We start from the raw sequence: 24,476 nt of genomic DNA, 5'->3' as shown, positions 1-24,476 counted from the left end.
CTTTACAATTAAATTAATTTATGGTGCATATTTATCAATTTATCAATAAATTTCTTGTTGCAAATAAAAACCAAATGGTCGTGACCATGGTTAAGGAATGTTCAAAAAGATTTCACTTTTGTTTATCATTTGTCTTTTTTGTATGATCTGAAGGTAGATAACCAACATATTTCTTAAAACTGGTGGAAAAATAGGAAGATGAATTAAAACCCACCATATAACTCACTTCTGAAACATTGTACTTCCCGCTGGACAATAATTTTATTGCTTCGTTGAAACGGATCTTGCGGATAAAATCAATGGCTGATTTTCCGGTCAATGCTTTCAATTTTAAATGTAAATTTGTTCTGCTCATTCCCATTTCCACACATAACATTTCGGTTGTGAAGGAGGTATTGTCGAGATTTCTCAACACAATCTCTTTTGCTTTGGTAAGAAGTTCATTGTCTATCTGATTGGTCGCTATTTTCTCCGGTTCTATTTCTGTGGAATCTGAGTAATAGTTCAGTATCCTCTCTTTCGAAGCTATCATGTTGTTTATTTTGGCTTTCAGGATACTGGCTGTAAAAGGTTTGGTAACATAGTCGTCCGCACCGACCCCCAAACCGGAGAGTTGGTCCTCTACCGTAGATTTAGCAGAGAGTATGATAATAGGAATATGGCAGGTTTTAATATCCTCTTTCAATATCCGGCATAACTCTATCCCATCCATGACGTCCATCATGATATCGGTAAGCACTATGTCTACTTTATTTTGACTTGTCAGATCGAGGGCTTCTTTTCCATTTCGTGCTGTGATGATATTATATGAGGAAGATAAATTATTGGACAAATAGCTTAGCAGATCCTCGTCATCCTCCACGATCATAATAAGAGGTTGTTCATCTCCTTCAAATGTCATGTCATATAGTGTCTCCTGTTCTTCGGAAGGATCATTGACAGGCAAAAGTTTGATGCTATTCAATTCTTTTTTGCTGTAAAGATTTTCATTTTGGGGAATATAGATTGAGAAAGTAGTGCCTTCATTTATTTTACTTTTTACTTCAATTCTTCCATGGTGCAGCTCCACAAGACGTTGCGTTATTGACAATCCAATCCCCATCCCGATATCGTCTTTTTTACTATTCACTTTATGGAATCTGTTGAATATCAAACTCTGTTCATGCTCAGGTATGCCATATCCGGTGTCCTCTACTTCAAGGATCAGATACTCAAAATCTTCTATCAGGTTTACCGTGATTCTTCCGTTGGAAGGTGTGAATTTAAAGGAGTTCGACAAAAGGTTGCTCAATATCATGTCGAGATAATTTTCGTCTATGATATACTCATCATCATTGGTGTAATCTTCAAACGTATACTCAATGTTCATCCGTTTTGCCAATTTATTGAACAGCGCCATTGTTTTCACTATCGTTTTTTGGGGATCTGTCCTTTTGAGATTTAATTCAAAAACACCCAATTCAGCCCTTCGGTAATCGATCAGTTGGTTGGTTAAGTGTAGCAATTTATCCGTGTTGTTTTTAATGACAGTTAATTGTTCTTTTTCCCATGAGTCCGACACTTTTTCAATGATTTCCTGCAGGGGGGAGATGATGAGGGTTAAGGGGGTCCTGAATTCGTGAGAAATATTCACAAAGAAACTCATTTTGGCCCGATTAATCTCTTCGTTTTTTTCTTTGTCGAATCGCTCTTTGATCAGTTGTTTTTTGATCTCCTGCTTTTGATTAAAAAATTGTGATATGATATAGATAATGAATAGGACAACACTTATGACCAGCAGTCTGAACCAGAAAGTCTGGAACCACAAAGGCTTGACAATAACAGATAATTCCGTCATTGTATCACTCCAATAACCTTCGTTATTGGCGGAAAGCAGTAGAAATGTATATTTTCCATGAGGCAGGTTGGAGTAAGATGCAAAACGATTTTCAGATGTGATGATCCAATCTTTGTCATATCCTTCGAGCTTGTATTTAAAAGTATTGTGTTTGCCGGAAAGATAATTGGGCACGGCAAAACGTAATGAGAAAGTTGCTTGGTCGGATCTTAAAACAATCTTATCCGCGTTGATGATATTTTTCTCTAATATGCCATGGTCCGAAGGTGTGATGATGTTATTCTGGACATTCAGTTCTGTGATGATGGGTTGGAAAGAGAAAGGATTGTTTTTTAATTGTTCCGGTATAAAGGTGATAATTCCGTCGATCCCGCCAAAATAGAGTCGTCCTGATTCGGTCTTGCAGAATGAATAGTTATTGAATTGTTGAAACTGTAAACCGTCAGTCATCAGGTATGTCCTGAAGGTGGCTTGTTCAGGATCGAAACGGCTGATCCCGTAATAGGTGCTGATCCATAAAAAACCCATGGAATCTTCAATGATGCCGCATACCGTATTATTGGACAAGCCCTCTTTTTCCGTGTATCTGACAAATTCTTTATCTCCTGTATATTTGTATATCCCGTAATTGGTACCTATCCATATATTTTTCTTTGAATCTTCGATAATACAGTTGACTCTGACATTTTGAAAAGCATCATGGAATTCGATCAGGCTGTGGTTGTCGATCGTAAGACAAGCCAACAACTTGTCCCCCCCTATCCACAGCCTGTTTTTACTGTCTGTCTCCACATAGAGTATGTGGCTGGAAGTTAATCTGCTGATATCAACCTCTTCAACCGTATCTCTTTTTTCATCCAGCCTGAAAAGTCCCGATAGTGTGCCTATCCACACATTGTCGTTTAAGTCATACGCCAGTGAATAGACATCCTTGGAAGGAAGTTTAATGCCAATAGGTTTGTAACTATTCTTGTCGATCGCGATAAGTCCGCCACCATGTGAGCCAATATATATATGCCTGTTATCACGGGATAGAAGGAATGTTTTTATATTATTCGATGATAAGATACTGTTATTCTCTTTTGTAATATGCGAAAACATGCTGTTTTGCGGATCATACACATTTACACCGTTATCGTTGGTGCCTATCCATATCTTGCCATTGCTTTTATCCTCGACAATTCCACTTATAATTCTATCGTTTAAAGAGTTGTTACGCGAATTCTGCTTGATGTGAAAGAACTGGTTCTTGAGCGGATGATAATAATTTACACCACCATAGTAAGTGCCCAACCAAATACCTCCCTGAAAGTCTTGAATAATAGAACGGATGGAGTTCTGGGATATGGTAGTGGCGTCAAATGGATCGCTAAAGTAATTGTGAAACCTTTCACCTCTATCGTTCAGCACACTTAATCCGTGAAAGGTGCCTATCCATAAGCGGTTTTCATTATCAGTTAACAGGGTTCTGATATAATTTGAGCAGATACTCTCTTCTTTGTGTGGGTCATTTAAATAATTCTTCAGAATATTTCCTGTTTCAGGATTAATTGAGAAAAGCCCGGCTCCCTCTGTGCCTATCCACATTTTATTTTCAGACTCGCGCAGTATTGCCTGTATCCTAAAATCCTTAAGCGTGTCGTTAAGATGGTGGAAAGTTTTGTCGCGGTTGCTGTAATTATATAACCCTCTATCTGTCCCGATGAAGATCTTGTCTCCCGTATTTACTAACGAGAGCACCTCCATCTGTGGATGGTGGGCATAAGGAAAGATTTCGAAGTTCTTTCTGATTTTATCGAAAATATAGAGACCTTTATCGGTGCCTAGAAGTAAACTGTTTTCTTCGATGTCAATAACCGCGTTGATCTTCAGCCTGTCGCCCCTGACATCATTTGTGAAGTTTTCAAAAATATCTTTTTCATTTACATATCTGGAGAGGCCCTCGTTAGTGCCTATCCAGAGAGTATTTTCATGGTCAATAAACAAAGTTCTGGTGGAGTTGCTCTGCAAAGAAACTCTGTTCCCCTCTTCATACCTGTACACCTTGATTGAGTATCCGTCGAATTTATTTAAGCCGTCAAAAGTAGCAAACCATATCAACCCGTCCTTGTCTTGTGCAATGGAAATAACCGTGCTGTTAGATAGTCCGTCATTTAACCCGATAACTTCGAAAAAGCATCGCTCATCACTCGCGACTATATGAGTGTATGATAGGAATAGACTGAATATGAAGATTATAATATTTTTCACGCCACCATATTGTTTTTTATTATTCCCAAAGATAATCATTGTGAGACAGGTTTCATGCACCGGATCAATCTCCGTCTATGAGAAAGATAGATTGATCCGGCGCGCACTGTCTTAGTATTGTGGATTGTTTTTACCTTCCAATTTGGAGTTTACCTGTATTTCGTCCAAGGGGATGGGGAATAATTCATGTTTTCCCTTTATGAAATTATTACCCGCCGGGTAGTTGGTCCTGACTCTGGAGTCGGTCTTCCCATTGAACAACACGAGTGCTTCTTTCAGAAATCCCCATCTGATCAAATCAAACTTCCTCTGTCCCTCAAATGCAAGTTCAAAACCCCGTTCCCAGTACAAGGCTGTTCTGAATTTACCTGCTTCAGTGGCGTCATCAATAAACGGAAGGTCATGTACCTTGGGTGATTTTAATAAGTCCGCGTAATTGGCGCCGGTAATCTGCGTGGCGCCTGCCCTTATGCGCACACTATTGAGCAGGGACCATGCGGTGGCTGTCTGATTTAGCTCGTTGTATGCTTCAGCTGCCATCAGCACCACATCGGCGTATCGCAAGTTACAGTAATTTACGTCTGTATTGTTGGGGTCTTTATATCCCAATGGCATCCATTCTCTCCTCCATTTTCCCGGGTACCAGTTCCTTTTATTGCTGTTTTCCACTTTTACGTGGGAGGAAGTCGCGTTATTCCAGTTATATTGATAAGTGCATACCATTACATCCCGGCGCTCGTCGGTCTCTTCAAAGAAGTCTTTCCACTCAGGCACAACTCTGAAGAAAGCATTGGCCCTTCCCATATGATTCAGTGCATCGGAAGCGGGAACATTGGGGGGAGCTACGGCGGGGCCGTTATAGGTAGCCCAGTTACCTGAATCTTCACTTGATCCGTCGGCGCTGTGGAAGGCTATCTCGAACAGGCTTTCCTTGGAATTTAACGTGCCATGGGAAAATCCTTTGAACAATTCAAGGTATCCTCCATTGAAAAAACCATGATATCCCTTCTCCTGGAATGCTCCCCATTCACTGATCACCGCGTTAAAATATTCCTCCCGCTTCGTGTCATCGGGACGGGTGGATACGCCGTCCATTTGGAGGCTGTAGCCTGCTCTTTGCAGTAAAATGCGCATTAATAATCCCCTGGCGGCACCTTGGGTCGCACGCTCAGGTGAGGAGCCCGCATCAGCCCATGCCAGATTTGCTTTTGCAAAATTCAGGTCGTCGATGATTTGATCGTAAATTAATTCTCTGGCTACTCTTGCTCCATATGCACTTTCATAGTCGCCGGAATAGGAGGTCTTGAACGGCACATCTCCCCAATATTTAACCAGATCGAAAGCAAGGAAAGCGCGGAGGAATTTTGCTTCGGCTACCAGTTTCACTAACTTGGGATCAGGCGTATCGCCCTTGTAACCCTCCATGGATTCTATTCCGGAAATAGCGAAGTTGGCACGGTCCAACCCTTGGTATTTGTGGCTCCATACTTGTTCCACCCATTGATTGGCCGAAGAGAGCGTGTAGTGGGAAATATCTCTCCGGGTATTGTCGGTGGCAGTTCCTTGTATGTAATATGTATCGTCGGAACTGTGAAACGCCATTTCAAACTGTCCGTAGTGCTCCAATTTGGCAAAAACGTCATATATGCCTATGATCGACATTTCCGCATTGGCCGGAGAGATAAAGAAATTTTCCTTTTTATAATAGGATGCTGGTTCCTCCGTAAGAAGGTCGCTGCAGGAACTGTGTGCGAATAATGCTATAAGTAATAAAATACAATGATTTGCCTTCATCTTCTGACTTTTATTAGAGAGTTAAATTAATTCCGAATACAATGGTGCGGCTTCTTGGATATGCCCCGAAATCAACCCCGGGTGTTAATCCATTACCTCTGGTGGATACTTCGGGATCATAACCGGAATATTTAGTCCATACGAAAAGATTATTTCCTGTCACATAGAGTCTCAGGTTCCTTACCGATAGCTTGTCTGTGATCTGTTTGGGGAAGGAATATCCCATTGACACATTGCTCAATCTGATGAATGACCCGTCTTCTATGGCCCATGAATGTATATACTTGTCTCCCTCTTCAAGGTCGTGGTAGGCGGCAATTTTCTTGCCACTGTTCAGCGCTGCCAGCTCCGCGGGATCGGTCACAATTTCCCCGGCATGATTGATTGTCATCCAGCGATTGGCGCTATTTACCACATCCAGCACATTTTTGTTAGTTCTTCCCGCCAGGGAATTTGTCAATTTTGTGGCATTGAGGATATCATTGCCGTAATTGAAAGTAAAGAAAACGCTTAAATCGAAATTCTTATAGGTGAATGTGTTATTGAGTCCGCCGTGGAAAACCGGATTGGCTTTCCCTATAATGGTTTTATCGTCTTCGTCGATGATTTCATTGGAATCGTCCACATTCCTGAATTTCCACATACCCGGTACAATCTGATCTCTATTTCCGTGATAGGCAATGCCTTCTTTTAATGTATAGGTTCCGGCAGTCGCATCATAATTGAAATCATCCACACCGTATACACCGTCGGTAATATATCCATAAAATAGTCCTAACGGTTCACCAACTTGTATCAGGTGGGTTTTTAGATTATACCCGAAATTGGCTTCTTCCAGGAAGAAATCCTCACCTGATAAGGCTTTAATACTATTTTTATTATGGGAAATATTGAAGTTGGTGGTCCAGCTAAAATCTTTTTTATCGATATTCACTGTATTGATGGTCAAATCAACACCTTTATTTTCGGTCTCTCCTATATTCCGCATCATGTTGGCATACCCTGATGATTTGGGAAGCCTTGAATTAAGCAGCAAATTGGAACTTCTGTTTATATAGAATTCCGGAGTGATGGTGATGCGTTGATCCAGAAGACCAATATCGAATCCGGCATTGAATGTTTTGTTGGATTCCCACATTAAATATGGATTGGGTATCTGGGTGGAGGCATATCCCGGAGTGGTGGTACTTCCTTGGGGATAGGTGACAGAGCCCAATATAGGGAGTGAACCGTAACTCGGAATTCTGTTGTTACCTGCCATCCCGTATCCTAAACGCAGTTTAAGGTCGGAAAACAGATTCAGGTTTTTAATGAATTCTTCTTCCGACAAACGCCACGCGCCTGAGACCGCGGGAAAATAGCCCCATTTTTTCTTATCACCGAATTTAGAAGAGCCGTCCATACGCATGGATGCTGTTAACAAGTATTTGTCCTTGTGATTGAAATTGAAACGGGAAAAGAATGATAGCAGTTTATCGTCATAATCTGCGTAAGATTGAGGAATACCCGGTGTGGCTCCTAATGACAAATCGTTTAATCCTATGTCGTCGTTGGGAAAATTACTCGCGCTTGCCCTGAAGTAGCGGTTCCACCGCTGTACATATTCCTGTCCCACCATTACTTCGTAGCGGTTCCCTTTACTCCGGGTACTGTAATTTAACACGTTGGATGCTTGCGCGCTACCGGTTTCCCTGTTGGTGATCGACCCGTTAATACTGGATCGCTTGGCAGTAATTGAGCGGTCGCCAAAGAATATTTCATCACGACGTGTTTGATAACGGATACCTGAACTGTTCCTGAAAGACCAGTTCTTTGTGAATTTATAGGTAAAGCTTTCGCTTGCCTGTATGGTCCTGTATTCCTTGTTGTTTGTCTCCTCTTTCGCGGAGATTAAAGGATTTTGCATCACGTTACCACTGTCATCTACTAATAACGGATCTTCATCTCCAAGGAGGAGGTCGTCGGTACCTGTAATACCTGTGGTAGGCCTGTATTGAAGTATATGCTGCATCTTATTGAAACGATCTCCGTTCTCGGACGTGCCCATGCCATATGTTTTTATCTGGTCGTAATTGATTCTTCCGGATATGGAGAACTTCTCATTGGGCTTATGGTTGATGTTGAACAGGATATTATTCTTATCATTTCCACTATAGACCATAGCTCCCTGATCTTTAAAGTACAAATATGATAGGTTATATTGCAGATCTTTGGTGCCGCCATTGAGTCCGACGCGATAATTTTGGGTGTAAGCCGTTCTTCCCAGAGTTTCCTTCTGCCAGTCAATACCCGGACGATTACCGTAGTTAGCATGGATATCATTGAAGGGTCCGTACAATCTTTCGAAATTCTCGATACCCGTATCCCTGTTACCGCCGTATCTTCTTTCATAATCCAGCAGGACAAATTCCTCTGTGGAGAGAACCGGTAATTTGTTGGCCACCTTCTTGACGCCCACATAGCTGTCAAAGGTTACCGTTAATTTTTGCCCGTCTCTTAATCCACTCTTGGTGGTTATCAATACAACGCCGTTTGCTCCGCGTGCTCCATAAATAGCTGTGGCTGACGCGTCTTTTAGGATATCGATAGATTCTATTTCCGAAGGATCCAATGTAGCCAAACCGTCCTCATCGGGAAAACCATCAATAATATAAAGAGGTTCGTTGCTCTGGGTGATAGAGATACCTCCGCGGACTCTTATCGATATTGAGGCTCCGGGTGCTCCTTCGTTTTGAAGTACTTGTACACCGGCCATTCTTCCAGCTAAACTTTGGGTCACATCGGCGGTGGGTACTTTGGCTAATTCTGTGCTTCTTACAGAGGTCACCGAGCCTGTCAGATCACCTCGTCGGGTTGTCCCATAACCAATAGAGACGACTTCATCCAGCATTACCGAGCTGGATTTGAAGGTAACATTCATTACTTTTTGTCCGTTGACCGCTATTTCCTGGGTTTCCATACCTATATAAGAAAACACCAATATGTCCGTGCTTGGGTTGGGCACATTGATCTGGTATATTCCATCAATATTTGTGACTACCCCTGTGGAGGTCCCTTTTATTACCACGGTGGCCCCAATGGCTTCTTCTCCTTGTTCATCCACAATTTTTCCGGTTACCGTATGGGATTGACCAAAGGCATGCATCGCGGAGACGAAAAATAGCAGCAAGAAGAATTTGGCATAATTTTTCATATGATTGTTTTATTGTTTTATTTCGGTATATGGAACCTTTGATGTGCAAAATATTCACTAAAGTTAGATATTTGAGTCGCATTCGCTCCTCGATTTTCAATTCCTCGCTATGGCATAGTCCAAACAAGTTTGTCCTTTGCTCATTTAGCTTAACGGAAATATTCATTCCCTTCGGGTGCTTAATGATTATTTTAAACATGTCGGTTTCATATCTATTCGAAATTTAATGTTGTTGTTTGTTTTTCATTAAAACCTATGTCGAAAGCAAAAATATGGCAGATATAAGCGAATGCGTGTTAAAACACGCCGCTATTACTTTCAAATTTGTGTGTATTTATCTCAAATTTGATATTGATTGTTTTTTATTTTACCATCCGGGATTCTGTTTGAAATTAGTCATCAGGTCCAGATCTCTTTGAGGTATGGGTAAAAGCTCATGTTTATTCTTTTTGGTGTGATTGGCCGGGATATAATACTGAGGGCCGTCACTGTACCAATCCGCAATATCCTGTGCCGTCTTCATGATTGATTCATAATAGATACCCCATCTTGTTAAATCCTGCCGTCTATGACCTTCAAATGCCAGTTCATACGCCCGTTCAGCCCTGACGGCTGCCTGAAACTCTTCGTAGGTCAAATTTGCGGGAAGATCAGCCATGCTGCTGCCCGTGTTCATTGGCAGCCCAAAACCTCTGCGGCGTACACTATTCACCGCCTCATACGCATCGCTGTTCGGCCCCTTGTTGAATTCATTGATTGCTTCGGCATAAAGGAGCAATACATCGGAATAGCGTAGGATATACCAGTTTATGTTGGAGAGATTGGCGTCTACTAAATAATTGGCCTCGTCCACATACTTTTCCGTATCCCATTTGGCCGGCGAGAGGTTGTCCATGAACGGCCTCTTTATATTGTCGCTGGCATCCTGGGCCAGAGCTTCCTGGATTGTTGCATTGTTCGAAATCGGAATTTTAACGCCTTCCTGCCCTGTGCCGGGAGATACGCCGTATCTGTAATCGGCAAACGATATCTGCCATCTTTTATCATTTGAGCGGTTATTCCAGTCCCTTAAGAAAGTGGGGATCACCTTCCAGTTGCCTGCATTCCTTACCCCCCTGATATTGGTAGCGGTAACACCGTTCCATTTTCCGATACGTCCGCTAGGGTCAAAAGCCGCTGTACCCGTAATGGAGGGAGAATAAAAACTGACCTCCAGTAAACTTTCAGAGGGGTCCCATATTCCGTTGCATGTATTCTTCCAAAGCTGTTCGTAGTCATTTATCAGAGTGTGTTTGCCCGAATTAATCAATGTGCCCGCAATTTTTGCGGCATCTTCCCATTTACTTTGATCCAGGACGGGATGGCCGGCCCATGTGGCGTATACTTTTGTAAGTAATCCCATGACAGCGCCTTTGGAAACACGGAAGCTATTGTCTGACCTGAAATTATCATCCGTGGCATAAGGCAGATTGTCGATAGCGTACAGCAGGTCGGTCTCGATGAACTTATACACATCCACCGGATTGGCCTGGACGAAAGTGGCCGGATTCTGATGAGATTGGCCGGTATTGGTCATCAAAGCGACATTTCCAAACCATCTGACCAGTTCAAAGTAATAGAGGGCCCGCAGGGTTCTTGCCTCTGCCATATATATGGCTGCCAGTTGTTGTTCCCTTTCGGAATAGTTGGCGGACTTTCTGCTAAGTTGTTCAATAAAATCGTTGGCATCATAGATGGCGCTATACAAGCTGGACCATGTTTGTTGTACTTCAATCTGTGTGCTTGTATAGGAATTCGACGGTACCAGACGAAGCCCGTCAGGAGAGTTCCCCTGTACCTTGGCAATATCGGTCGGTATTGTAAAGAGCATGGAGAGGTGAAATCTGTACATGCCTTCCTCGACCATCTTCCTGTATACTCCCAATAATACGGTTTCCGCTTCAGAGGCTGTGTTCAAATAATTCTTCTTCTCTATCTCCGTATAACTTGCTTCATCGAGTGTACATGAAGGAATCATCATTACGGCGATGATCATGCATATAATATATGTGAGCTTATTCATCATTCTTGATTTTTATGTTTAAAAATGGACTTCAACTCCTGCGGTCAGAACTCTACTCATGGGATAAGCCCCCCAGTCGAAACCGGGCATTAAGGGGCTACTCTTCATGTTTACTTCGGGGTCTGACCCTTTGTATCTTGTCCAGGTGAGTAAATTTTGGGCAGTTCCATAAAAACGCGCATTGTTGATATATTTTCTGTTCAATAATTTTTTTGGTAGTGTGTATCCCAATGTGATATGCTTCAGTCTTAAGAAGGAACCATCTTCAACGAAACGGGAATAAAGTTCATACCTTACATAACCGTTGGCCGAGGGAACAACATTCGATGCATTGGTCGGTGTCCATCTGTCTACCACTTCAGCAAACTGGTTGGCCCTCTCGCTTTGCGTTTGCGTGTGGAACATGCGGGTTGCGTTGTACACGTCGTTCCCGTAAGTGAACTGTAACAGTACGCTCAAATCGAAACTCCTATACATGAAAGTATTCGTCAATCCGCCATAAAATTTAGGTAATCCGTTTCCGATAACTGTTCTGTCTTCCGTTGTGATCACACCGTCGCCATTGATATCCTTATACTTTACCATTCCCGGCTCGACCGGTCTTCCCGAGTGGGTGCTTATATCGGTAACACCGGGTTTTAAGACGCTCCTTCCGTCGGGAGTGATATTGAAGTCGGAACTTTGATACACGCCATCAAAGACATATCCATAGATCTGCCCGATGGATGATCCGACACTTGCTATATAATCATATCCCGAGAAGTTACTGTTAAACCTTGTGGCGGCATACATCGAGTTGGCACCACTTTGCAGTGATTTAAGTTTGTTTTCTATGAATGAAATGTTAAAGTCAGATTGCCAGAGGAAATGACGCTTCTGCATATTGACCGTGTTCAGGTTAATTTCGAATCCCTTGTTTTGGATCTTACCTATATTCTGCCACTGGGAGTTGAAACCGGTCACATGGGCAAGGTCCTGCGCCAGCAGCAAGTCTTTGGTGTTCTTTACAAAGTAATCAACGGTAAGATTCATGCGGCCGTTAAAGAAACCCAGGTCAAAACCGATATTTGCGGTGCTGGATCCTTCCCATTTCAGGTTCTTGTTGGCCAGCTGTTTCGGGTTCATTACTGTCACCAGCTTGTTCCCCACCCCGTACTTGCTATCTGTGTACAGGTCGAGTGACAGGTAGTTGGCTATCCGGTCATTTCCCACAACTCCCCAACCTAAACGTATTTTGAAATTGGAAAGGAATGGTATATGGGGCATGAACTCCTCTTCCGATACACGCCAGGCACCTGCGAACGACGGGAAGTAACCCCATTTGTTCCTGTCGGAGAAAACGGTAGAACCATCGGCCCTGAGGGTGGCGGTTAACAGATACCGGTCGGTGTAATTGAAGTTTGCTCGTGTGAAGTAAGAGAGTAGCAACTTGTCATTTTTTGATGTTTCAACCCTGCTTGGGGTGGCGCCAAGTCCTAAATTGTCATTTCCCAGATGATCGAACGGGAAGTCCTTTGTTTGCCCATAGAGGTGTTCACCGCTTCTGTAGGTAGCTTCCTGCCCGAGCAACAGGTCGTAAGAGATTGCTTTGTTCACTTTATTTCTGTAAGTAAGGGTATTACTATTCCCCCATCTGACATCTTTGTTCATTTGGGTAGAACCGTATACACCACCACTCCTGTAGGCCTGGCTTGAGTTTTCCCCATAGAATATGTCCCTTCTTGAATGGGTTGCATTGTATGTGGCCGAAGACCTGAAAGTCAACCCTTTTGTCAGTTGTATGTTCAGGGCTGCATTGATGCCCCACATTTCGAGATTGCGTTTATTGGTTACTGCCTCGGTTTGCTTGATGGGATTGATTTGGGAGAAAGTGGGATTTTCACTCAACTCCAGAGGGTCGAATACTGAGTTAAGCAACTCTTCGTTTGAAACCCGCAATCCTCCCGTATTCCTCGCGTTCAAAAGATTCGACAGCACGGTAAGCGTGCCTCCGGTACCCGAGGTGCCGATTCCTTCCTGGGTAGTGTTCGCGTAATTGACCGTGGTATTTAAGGTCACAGCCTGAGTGATCTTCTGGTTAAACCGTAACCTCCCCGTATATTTCTTGAAACCACTGTTTTTGAAAATCCCTTTCTCATTAAAGGCGGAAAATGAGGCTGCATATTGAGACTCCTTCGTCCCGCCGGTCAGGCTAATATCATGGTTCTGAGACCATGTGGGCTTGAAAGCCTCACTTTGCCAATCCACGCCACCCTCATGGATATAATCATCCAGGTTTTGGTATTTATACGGATTCCCTTCGCTGTCGACACCCTCCTGAAAATAAGTATTCCCATATTTACCCGGGTTAAGTTCCAATTGCAATTTCACAAATTCGTAGGGACTTAACAGGTCGAATTTCTTGGTTATTTCACGATAACTTGATGAACCGTTATAGGATATTTTGGGCTTGCCTTCTTTTCCCGATTTGGTGGTGACAAGCACAACCCCATTGGCGGCGCGGGCTCCATAAATGGCGGAAGCCGAAGCATCTTTCAGAATGTCGATGGATTCAATATCCGAATTGGAGAGATAATCTATATTCCCCACCTCAAATCCATCCACAATAAACAAAGGGGAAGCATCGCCGTTCAGCGTTCCCACACCACGGATTTTTATGTCAAAACCGGAACCGGGAGTGCCATCCGACTGAGTTACCTGCACTCCGGCAATTTGTCCACCCAATGCCCCTACCACAGAACTTGTCTTGAAGCCTTCGATGGCTTTGGAACCTACAGACGATACGGATCCTGTCAGGTCACTGCGTCGCATACTTCCATATCCAACCACCACCACTTCGTCAAGAAGGAGATCATCAGGTACTAGCCGAATGGTAAGGTTGCTCCTTCCCGAGACATTTATTTCCTGTGCCTGGTATCCGAGGTAACTGATGACTAACGTTGAATTAGCTTTCGTGGAGATGGAGAAGTTACCGTCCATATCGGTAACCACTCCCTTGCTCTCGCCTTTTACCTGTATGGCCGCCCCTATGGCCGGCATCTCCTCCTCGTCATATACCACACCGTTCACGGTGATTTCATTTGTCCTCTGTGCAAAAGCATTGACAGATATAAAGAAAATAGAGAAAAAGGAGATAAATATGAATCTAAAGATTTTGCTATTCAGAAATATCATATTATTATTCTGTTTTAATTTTAGAAATTTGTATCAAACCAGATGGCCAGCGGGAAAACTTGTGTGCCGGAACCCACGGAGCCTTCATTGCCGTTGGTGGCGAAAGTCATTTGGCCTATGATCACTCCATTGGCGTATCCGTTGTCGTCTTTCCATTTGTCGGGATTCACGATCACAGAAAGGTCGGGATTCACGTACGCGGCAGGTACCGATGTCCTGGTCTTGTTGTCAAGGTATGACATGGGGCTTCTGGCTCCGGTATTTACACTGGGTGAGCCAACAGCATCATAATAGGCCTTCCATATGCTATACATAAAAGAACGGGTATTGCTTGGTTGTCCATTCAGGTGAGAAGCCGGTCCATTGACATTATAATATTGGAAATTGCGCCTGTAATCCATAAGGAATTGGTCCATATTTGTCCCGGTTACTACCGGTCGCGCGGAATGGCCTCCTGTACGGGGGTTGACCTGCAGCACGAATGGGGTGTATTCTATCGTTACACCGGCAGCTGCTCCCGAGCAGTGAATAAATAGCGGTACCCTTACTACGGTTTCTTCCGGTAGTCCTTTACCGGTTGTAGCCTCCACAACTATTACAAATGTTTTTGAGGTAATCCATCCCTGGTTGAATGTAATGGCCCCCTCGCCATCTATGGCTACACTTCCCCCGGAGAAGTTGGTGGAAACTATCCGCCAATCTACTTCAACACCTTCCGGTATGTCAGAATCAACGACGGGGATAGCTAAATTTAAAAGGTTGCCACTTGATTGCACCCTGAATTGGCTCGCATAGTTTTCAGCAGGAGATAAATTCAGGTTATTACCCCACCTGAAGTAGGTGAAATAGTAGGGATTTTTCTTGATCCGGAGATTTATTGTCGCCCTCTTCTCACTTTTTATATTCGTTGCCGATACTGTCATGTTGTAATCCCCTATGGCTATTTTATTGCCTTTCTCGGCGGTAATTTTTCCGGTAAAACGATCGATTTGTAAATCAGCGAGGCCTGAAGGCAGATCGACAAATTCAAAAGTCACCTCATCTCCGTCGATCTCAGAAGGCGTTATTTCAAATCCTAAGGCTTGCGAGAATTCATTCGGCGTGGTGTAGCTAAAGTTCTCAATTGGATTGATAAACGCGACGATATCGATGGTGTATGCATTATCGAAATCGGCAGAGCCAAACTGGTTCATGACTGTGACAGATATTTCACATTGCGTGCCTATCGGAAGATCATTGTTTTCACTCAAAGAGATCTCACCGGTAGTTTCATTCATTGTAACGGGTGCGGATGCCGGTGTGACAGATTTAATGCTATAGCGTAGCATCTCATCCGAACCAATTAAGACGGGGGCCAAAGATGTGGCTCCTGAACCGAATTCAACCCGGGCATTATTGGGAGTATATGTGAGGGCCAAGGGTTTGGAAGTGATGTTTACCACTAATGCATCCGGGAAAATACCTTCTTGGGACTCCTCGTCAACGGCCGAAGTTGTTAACCGCAGATCAATGATATATTTACCCGGTTGGATATTCTCAGCCCCCTTATCCAAAGAGATTACCCCGGAAGAAGAGATATTGAATAATCCTTCATTTTTAACCACCACATCATTTTTCCGCACACTTGAAATAATATATTTCCGTATGGTGATATGATCGCCATCTGTGGTAACTTGTGCGGTGGTGATCTCATTGGTATTATCCGGATCCAACAAATCTTCCAACGAAACTTCAATCATATCAGGCTCAACAGAAATCCCTTTGGGAATCGGACGCATCATATTGATCGCGACGATATCCTCGAAAGTATAATGTTTGCCATTCGATATGCAAGAAATAGTCAAAGTATAAAGGCCTATCCCAAGATTATTGGTGTTGGCAATTGCAATGGCACCCGTAGTGGGATCGATCGTGAAACTGTTTGTTTCAACAGCATTGCCGTCAAGTTTAATATTGGTAATGCTGAAATCAGAGGGCTTTCCTCCATGATAGGTGGGGCCGTTGAGATTAAAACTCATCGATGGTCCGATATCGGTGACACCACTGTAATATAACTGAAATCCCTTGTTGTCTAAGCTGTCCATATCCGTACAGGATATATTGAACGCGAGTAAAGCGGATACAATATAAAAGTATAGTAATTTACTCCTCATGCTTATTTTTTTTATTATCATTGTTTTAGGCATGTTTTTATTGTTTAGTTTAATGTATAACTCAACTGATAATTGATCCCATTTATAGTGACTTCGGCAGAGGTTCCCCGGCCATTGAACAGGCCTTGGGAGTTATCAGTGAACTTTGCAGTGATATCCATACCGGCAAAATCAGCCTCGTTGGTAAACGGGTGGATTACCGTGATAAAGCGTGCCGCCCCATCTCTTGGTTTTTTTATGCTTACCTGGTAAAAGCGGCGTTGTGCTGATTTTTCTCCCAGTGTGTGTGAAATATAATTGGTGTTATTCAGTGCGGAGTAACCATCGGTTGTGCCGACAAAAGTCTTGAAGAGCATGTTGTTATTATCACCATAATTGGTATGTGCGCCGTAAATAAAATCGGCGGCATTATCATCGATGATTACGTCATCCCTCATGGGAGACAGGTTGAAGTTCACATTCACCAGGGGAGCCGCGCCTTCGCCATGTCCCTCATCGACTATAACAAAGAATCTTTTTTCTACAAAAAACACTGCGCGTCGGTGGGTCAGGTCTGCGTACGACTGGTTTTCAGTGACCAGCAGGTCATAGTCATTGGTAGATTCCAATTTCAAGAATTTACCATTCATATAGCCATCGGCGATATCCAGGCTGTTCTTGGTCATGGTATTATGCATCTTAGTCGCGCGAAAGGCCCTGCGGTCAGCATTGCTCTGCGAAGTACCTCCGTAAGAGTAGACGCCTGCATCGGGAGTGAAATTCCTGCCATTTTTATATAGGCCGAAAGTACCGTTGTCGGGTTGGCAATGCCATTTGTTATCGGGATTATAATTATTTTTCAGGATCATGACTGTCGAGTTTTTGCCCCAGCCATCTCTCAGCATGTAATAACCGGAATAGGTATAAGCCTGTGTCAATTCAGTCGGCTTTTTACCCATTTTACCCTCTGAGGATATCCATTTCAACTTTTCATCTTCCGGAAACATCTCGGAATATTGTCTCAGATTCCTTAGCAATACACTCTTAGTGTAGGACGAAGACCTTGTGTCATTGAAGTTGTCGATAGAATAGTCGGGGTAGATTATATCAGCAACAAACCCTACCGCCTTTCTCAGACTTTCGATGTATTCAGCGGGGAATAAATTGAGTTTGTGGTTGCTGCCGGCAATCTTATATATGTTATAAAAATCGGCAATAACACCTATATGATAACTGGGATCCAATTCGTTTTGGACTCCGTCTTCAAGGAATTGCGCCACCACCTGGTCTGTAATTTTGTTGGCTCCCTCGGAAAGCCATTCGGCAGATTTCTTGAATTCGGGGAATAACATGCCGGCAGTGACGACAGCTTGTGCCTGAGTCACATAAATATTGCTGCCATCTGTGTAATAGTTGTTTCTAATAGTCTCAACAGTATCATGAAAGGCTGTAAGGAAGAGTGTTAACCATTCAGGCGTAAATTGAGCCGAGAACATGAAATAATAAAATAAATCCACCTGAGAGATCACTCTTTCAGCCGGTTGCAAGGCATACCATGCCAGATTACTTTTGTTTACACTTCCTTCCGGAACAGGATAAGTATTCAACCAGTCGGTATATACTTCGATCCACGATTTCACATAATTTTCATTCTTTGTAACCCTGTAGGCCTTCGCTTGCGGCAACATCCATTGATGACGATGTTTCTGGTTGCCAAACTCTTGGTCCGTAATGTCGGAAGGCATGAGTTCCCAATCGATTTCATTGTCTTTTTTAAACAGGTAATAGACCTCCTTGTCATCAATTACATCCTCCTTGAAGTTCCGCACGTAAAACCGGTATTCAAGTGCCTGATTTGCCACATTGAGATCGAAATCGGTAATGCCGAGGGTGATTAAGTTGACATTGGGGTTGACAACATCAGCCCTGGATCTGTAATATTTTAAAAGCTCATATGCCGCATAATATAATTGGCGGTTTTCATAGTAGCTTTTCACTTTTTCAAGTCCTGGATAATCGAGATTGATCGCTTCGAATAATTTTTCATTGACAGACTCATTGGGCTTATCCGTCGGTATCAAATTTAATTCTCCGTATCCCTCTTCATTTTCTATTATCCCGGCTTCTTTACATTGAATAAAGAACAAACAGAGAATTAGTAAACTCGCAGAACTTAAAATTCTACCCTTTTTCATGTACATGATTGTTAAATAAATTATGATTTTAAAACTAAGATGATCTAATATCGATGCTCTGACCCTGCAAAATTACATACTTCCGGAAGAAATAATTGAAGATCTTGTTTTAAATACTTTTAGATTTGTGTATTTTATTTTCAGATTTGTTCAAATAGGGGAAAGGGAGGTGCCTTCGTGTGCTGGAAACGACGTGTTTTTTTTCTTCCAGCGCGGACAACTCGGATTCTGTCTGTGCGGTACCGAACCTTATCGGAAATGTATGATGACCATGGCTTTTATCTATGACTTGAACGCTTGCGTTTTGTGGGCCGATGTTTCGGTTGGATTGGCATACATCCCAATAATCCAGGTCATCCCAGATTCCGCCGTCATCCCCGTTGCCGGCTTCCTCCACATCCGGCCATTAGGGTTCGGGCCAGTCCGGCCAATCGGGATCGGGATCCGAATCGTCGGGAGTAATGATCACATCGTCAAGCCATCCGCCGTCGATGATATCGTCGCCCTCGAATCCCGAGCGGGCGGAAACCGGGGTATATAACCGCGGGGACAATCCGGTGGATGATTTTTCCACCCTTATACTCCCAGCCATTCACGATTTTTCTTGAAAACCTGCAAGGGAATACCGGCGATGGCAGGGTCTGTCACTCATAGGGAATCATATCTGCCAGGATCCTCTCGTTGTACCAGGGGTCTTCCGCTTTTTGGAGAAGCAGGGCCAGCTCTTTCAACAGCTCTCTTTTCTGGGCAGGATGATCGTCTAATGAGAGGTTGTCGAGCTGGTAAGGATCGGCAGCATCATCAAAGAGGAGAATCTCCTTCAACTTTTTTGTCTCTCTGTCGATGGTGAGTGCCAAGGTAAACTTATCCGTCTTCACGCCTCTCGATTCGGGGAAGTAGGTGGTCACTTGGCCGTTTTTGTCTTTCATTCCGTCTATGTTGCGGATGTAGAGCGCACTTTCCGGCAGTGGTTGAGTTGTCTGGCCGGTGAGCAGATAATCTGCAAAATTGTGACCCTGCACCTCTTGCGGGATGGCATCGGATAATCCGCATAATCCGAGGAGTGTAGGCATGATGTCGGGTGTTGAGAGAAGTGATTCTTCTACTTTTGGTTTGAGTTTGCCGGGATACCGGATAAGGAAGGGGATGTTTGTGGACTCTGTGTGGGGTGAGTTCTTGGGGTCGTTGAGCCCGTGGCTGCACATTGTTTCGCCGTGATCGGAGGCAAACACCACTATTGTATTGTCTGTCAGCTCCAAGCTGTCCAAAGCCTTGAGAAGCCTCCCAAACTCCCGGTCTACTCCGGTAACCTGTGCGAAATAGTAGCGGACCGATGCAGCTTTTTGCAGGGTGGTGTCCACATTGTCGCGGATCAGTAATTCTTCCAATGACTTGTCTTTGTAGAGATTGTAATCTTCCTCCATGCAATCGTCGAGTGAACCGTAGGGATGATGGGGCGGGTTCATGCTTATCATCATGAAAAAGGGTTTGGAACTGTCGCGCTGCCCGGCATTGTTCTTTAAATAGTCAATCGCTATGTCGACCTCGTGTTTGGGAGACCACTCGCGTATCTCATGTCTGGTACCCTTTGTATCCCAGTAGTGGGGTTTCTTGTGCACATCGAACGTGCCGTAAGAGTACCAGAAATCGAAGCCGTGTCTTTTTTCGGGGGGGGTGTAAGCATCCCACACCGGGGCTTTGTCCTCAACGTAATGTCCCGGACGATCGGGATCGTTGGGGGTGGGATAGTCGAGATGGTATTTCCCGATATAGGCGCAGTTGTAACCGTTTCGACCGAGCAGGTCACTGATGGTGACGACATCATCGCGCAGCGAGCTGACCGGTCGGGAGGAATTCATGTTCAACATCGCGCCGTTTTTGTTTGGGTACATTCCTGTGAGCAGTGAACCCCGGTGGGGACTGCTAAGCGGGCAGTTACTGAATGCCGAGGAGAAGACGACCGACTCATCGGCAAACCTGTTCAGGTTGGGTGTGATCACCGGGTCGCCCTTGTAGCGGATGTGTCGGGCATAGCGTTCGCTGCTCCAGAACTCCATGGCGCTGTTGCGCATCTGGTCCGGGAAGACGTAAATCACGCTGGGAGCCATTTGTGCCTTACTGTTGGAATCTGTTTTTCCAAAGCAGGATGAGAGAGGAATCAGGCCTATCATCCCGAGATATTGAAATGTCTGGTTGAGATTTTTCATTTTCACCTTTTGTGTCAACGGTTTAAAATTTTTCAGTCGGCAGGGATGATTTCCCTCCCTGTTGTTTCGATGCGGTTGTCAACGATCCACTGGTTGAGGAGCTTGCGGTGCCGGTTGAGCAGCTCCTTCTGTTTTTTTTTCTACTGCAAGATTGATCCGTTCACTCCTGTCGGTTTGCATGTCGAACAATTGTCAGTCTTCGGCCGAATAACCGGTTACCGGATAGGTGGGAAAATGACGCTGTTGTTCCTGCCTTCACGCAGCCCAATGCCGACGCTGTTTGCTGGTCGGTCATGATGTAGATGATGTGGGGCTGTTGCGCCTGCAGTCCCGTGGCCAGGCAGCCTGTGACGGCTGTAAAAATGAGTTGTTTCATCTTAATCTTATTTACGAATGAGCAATACCTCTTGTGACAATCCGTGCCGGCACTCAAATTCGACGAGGGTGTGGTCATTACCGCTCTCAACGATTCTTGCGTGAGGGTTGGCCAGACCCATTTCCCAGCTTCCGTCCAGCGTTACATTCAGGTAAGAAATCCCCGCCGGGTTATCGATCCATTCCCTGGAGTAGACGCTTCTCTCCGCCCTCTTGCCGTCGGCATCATACACCTCGTCCGAAGCTCCTTCGTAAAAGCGGAGATCGGGATCACAGGCGGAGAGGATCAACTTGTCCGGGTCGATTTCCCGAATCATGACCAGAGCCGGCAGGTTCACCTTTCGCAGCAGTTCATCGGCTGATATCGCTCCCGCTTCAAAAAGGACATAGCCGGTGGTCCGCGTCTCTCTGTCGCGGACAATATGAGCCAGTGAGTCCTGTTGCAGCACCTTGTAGAAAGCACCTGCCGCGGAACCTTCACGATGGATATTCTCTTTCTCTTCCTGTGAGGGTTGTACGAGAACCATGTACTCGTATGATCCATTCGCGGGGGCCGGCCCATGGTTGATGGCCGCCAGTGCGAAGTTGTTTTGCGTGGGAGCCCCTGTCTCCTCGTGCAGGGAGTGTTGCAGTTCTTTCTTGAAAATCACCTCTCCTTTTGGAACATGGAAATAGTTTCCCAATCCATCCGAGAGCAGGTTATGCCCACCCTTCAGGACGCACTGAAAGGGGAATTTGTTCTGCATCTCTCCATTCAGATGGAACGGCATTTTTTCATTCCCGAGGTAAACCTGGAACAGGGTGGTGTGCGTCTCTTCCGGTAGCGCGGACTCGATGTTGCTGCCCAATGCCACAACCCTGTTGTCGAAAAAGAAGACCGATTTCCTGGCCCGCAGCGAGCCGTTGTATTTGTCATGCTCGTGCAGTTTCATGCCGAAGGCCCCATTTTGGTGGCTGATGGAGATTCCCCCGCAAAAGGATTCATCGGAGAGCAGCATCTCCTCGAATCCCGACTGATTATCCACATTCTTCACATCGGCTTTCAGTTGCTCCATGGGAAGTACGGTGGCGGTGGTACCCGGAAAATGGTTCCAGTCCCATCCTTCCTGCCGGAATCCCGAGCCCTGGTTCGAGACTGGGTCGCCCGTAGCCAGTATTTGCAAAGAACCATGGTTGAGGTATCTTCCGTAAAGATTCTCACCGCGATAGCCCTCACTGGCCCACAGATACCTGCTGTGACCCATGGCGGAGACCATCCAGTCGTCCCTCCTGTGCACATTCAGGCCGGAATAATTGAATGTGCGGTTTCCAGCCGGCGATTTTTCAGGCGTAAAGCCTTTACTGAGAAAGAGGAGCGCATGGTCAGTGTTCCGGGTAACCAGTCTTAAATAGGCCTCTGCCATTTCCTTGTCGATGTCGTTCTTCCCGTCTGGTGTGCCTGCCAGGGCCAAGAGAGCGAAGTGCTCGGGATTCAGGCTTCCTTCCCCGTCGGGATGTCTCCCCGAGAGCGATAACGGCCAGGTTTGCAGGTTACAATATGTCCGCATGGCCAGCAGTGCTTTTTTTAATATTCTATGGCTCTGTTCCGATATTCTGAAAGGAGTGTTTCTCAGCAGATAAACGGCTGCCACGGCTCCATCAAGTCCTCCCACCGCATAAGCGGGGTAATTGTGGCGATGGTGAAACATGGTGCCGTCAATCTTAAAAGTTCCCCGAGTACCATCGGCATATTGATATCCGTTGTCAAGCCATCGGGAAAAAGCCTGCATATAGCGTACTTTATCGGGTATTGAATCGATCATTAAAATACTGGTTAATCTGGCTATCAGGTTGGTGTTGAAAGTATCCACATCCATTCCGGGCGTCAGGGGGGCTGTTTTTACTTCTCCTGTGCCGGCAAACCATTCCATGGCTTGCTGGAGTTGATTTTTCAACCGATGGCGGTCTAAAACTTCAGACATGAGAAAAATAGCCGGGTAATAATCGCGCATACTGTATCCGAGGTGGTGAAGCGTGCCCATGGCGCTGCCTGCCTGGAAGCCCTGATCAAGCATGTGGCGGATCATTTTCACGAACATCTTCTCCATTGCTCTTTTCTCCGATTCATCATCCGACAGGTTGTATGCCACGGAAAGATTCAGAAGAGTGGTGTTGAATTGGCTTATTCCCAATATGTTGTTATATATCCCGGAATATTTTTCGGCTCCAAACGCCTGATAGGTTTCACCGAACCGCTCGAAGAAGAGCGGCACCCCTTTGAGGGTTTTGTCGGGGTTCTCCGTGATCTGATATTGGCGCACCTGATTTTCCAGTTCGTGCACCGGTTTTGCTTTCCGGCCTTTCAGCAAATAGTCCTTCACCCTGTTTTCAATCTCGCGTATGTCATTGATTTCAAGCGGTGAGGCATCGGTTAGTGGCAGATCGAACTTTTTCATCCACGATTCATGCAGAACGAGCCAGTGATTGGAGGTTGCCCGGTTGATAAAAGGGGCCTGGAAATCGGCTGTGTGATGTCTGGCATCTTGCATGGATGAGAGGATGAGGTGGTCAAAATAGAGCGTGCCGGCAGGTTGACCCGGTACGGAGAAGCGGACCTCGTCCATCCCCTCCTGCGGCTTTCCCTGCATATCGCGATCAAAGGCAATCCAAGCGCCCCGCCAACCGGTAAAATCCAGTCCGTAATCAAACCAGCATTGCACTGTCCCCTGCTTCAGGAACTCCACCTTCAATTTTTTTTCGGTTATGGGTTCTTTTGCATATATCCAAAACACAAAGGAAGAGATGTACGCATCATCCGCTTTTTTAGGATGTTTATAACCAATGTCTTGCTTTATTCCCCACTTTGCTCCCGCACTTTTCCATTCCCATTTCAAACTATGTTTCAAGTGTTTAAAATGGTCATCGACAACAGCCAGTGACGATTTTTTGCTGTTAAACACGTTCCCGGTCATTTGTTCAAATGAAAATATGCTTTCATGATTGTATTCCTTATAATCTTGTGCCGATACCATACACAGGACAATACAAGAGAGAGCCCATGAGAGAAAATACCTTCGCATAAAAATCCAGATTGTTCCGGGGTGCAGATCTACTCCACGTCCCGGATATGTTTTTGAAAGAATCTATTTTATTAATATCCTTTATAATTAATTTGTTTATCATCCGTGAGACAAGTGTTGTCTTGTTTGTTTCGCCTGAAAATCATTACCTTGGAAGAAAAATTCCGCTCATTGTCCCAAGCATTGAACCCAAGGGAA

The 24,476-nt window shown here is 44.7% G+C and carries 11 protein-coding genes; all 11 read right to left on the bottom strand.

Annotation, left to right across the window (positions count from 1 at the left end; translation table 11 throughout):
• Nucleotides 1-112: 112 nt before the first annotated feature.
• Nucleotides 113-4,087 carry a hybrid sensor histidine kinase/response regulator transcription factor gene (locus tag D7D25_RS02715; RefSeq protein ID WP_158602521.1) on the bottom strand — a complete coding sequence of 1,325 codons (3,975 nt, stop codon included), beginning with the start codon at nucleotides 4,085-4,087 and terminating at the stop codon, nucleotides 113-115.
• A gap of 111 nt (nucleotides 4,088-4,198) precedes the next feature.
• Entirely contained in the window at nucleotides 4,199-5,881 is a 1,683-nt protein-coding gene (locus D7D25_RS02710; protein ID WP_122967429.1) for a RagB/SusD family nutrient uptake outer membrane protein, read from the bottom strand.
• A 13-nt stretch (nucleotides 5,882-5,894) separates the two neighbouring features.
• Nucleotides 5,895-9,074: a TonB-dependent receptor gene (locus tag D7D25_RS02705; protein ID WP_255417153.1), complete on the bottom strand. Its 3,180-nt coding sequence runs from the start codon at nucleotides 9,072-9,074 to the stop codon at nucleotides 5,895-5,897.
• A 367-nt stretch (nucleotides 9,075-9,441) separates the two neighbouring features.
• Complete coding sequence (locus tag D7D25_RS02700) at nucleotides 9,442-11,136, bottom strand: RagB/SusD family nutrient uptake outer membrane protein (protein WP_122967428.1); 1,695 nt, start codon at nucleotides 11,134-11,136, stop codon at nucleotides 9,442-9,444.
• Between the two features lie 18 nt (nucleotides 11,137-11,154).
• Nucleotides 11,155-14,310, bottom strand: coding sequence for a TonB-dependent receptor (locus D7D25_RS02695; RefSeq protein ID WP_122967427.1), 3,156 nt, complete (start codon nucleotides 14,308-14,310; stop codon nucleotides 11,155-11,157).
• Nucleotides 14,311-14,330: 20 nt separating this feature from the next.
• On the bottom strand, nucleotides 14,331-16,463 hold the full coding sequence (locus D7D25_RS02690) for a surface glycan-binding family protein (RefSeq protein WP_158602520.1): 2,133 nt from the start codon (nucleotides 16,461-16,463) through the stop codon (nucleotides 14,331-14,333).
• A gap of 44 nt (nucleotides 16,464-16,507) precedes the next feature.
• Entirely contained in the window at nucleotides 16,508-18,637 is a 2,130-nt protein-coding gene (gene hepC, locus D7D25_RS02685) for a heparin-sulfate lyase HepC (protein WP_122967425.1), read from the bottom strand.
• A 406-nt stretch (nucleotides 18,638-19,043) separates the two neighbouring features.
• Nucleotides 19,044-19,229 carry a hypothetical protein gene (locus tag D7D25_RS02675; RefSeq protein WP_122967423.1) on the bottom strand — a complete coding sequence of 62 codons (186 nt, stop codon included), beginning with the start codon at nucleotides 19,227-19,229 and terminating at the stop codon, nucleotides 19,044-19,046.
• Nucleotides 19,230-19,281: 52 nt separating this feature from the next.
• Entirely contained in the window at nucleotides 19,282-20,844 is a 1,563-nt protein-coding gene (locus D7D25_RS02670; protein WP_122967422.1) for a sulfatase, read from the bottom strand.
• A gap of 160 nt (nucleotides 20,845-21,004) precedes the next feature.
• The gene (locus D7D25_RS17820) at nucleotides 21,005-21,220 is read right to left on the bottom strand and encodes a hypothetical protein (RefSeq protein WP_148038827.1); all 216 of its coding nucleotides are present in this window, start codon (nucleotides 21,218-21,220) and stop codon (nucleotides 21,005-21,007) included.
• Nucleotides 21,221-21,227: 7 nt separating this feature from the next.
• Entirely contained in the window at nucleotides 21,228-24,278 is a 3,051-nt protein-coding gene (locus D7D25_RS02665) for a chondroitinase family polysaccharide lyase (RefSeq protein ID WP_122967421.1), read from the bottom strand.
• Nucleotides 24,279-24,476 lie beyond the last annotated feature (198 nt).

Source organism: Proteiniphilum sp. X52 (assembly GCF_003712195.1).
Taxonomy (GTDB): Bacteria; Bacteroidota; Bacteroidia; order Bacteroidales; family Dysgonomonadaceae; genus Proteiniphilum.
The sequence above is the reverse complement of the archived record's forward strand: the minus strand, read 5'-3'. Positions and strand labels throughout refer to the sequence as shown.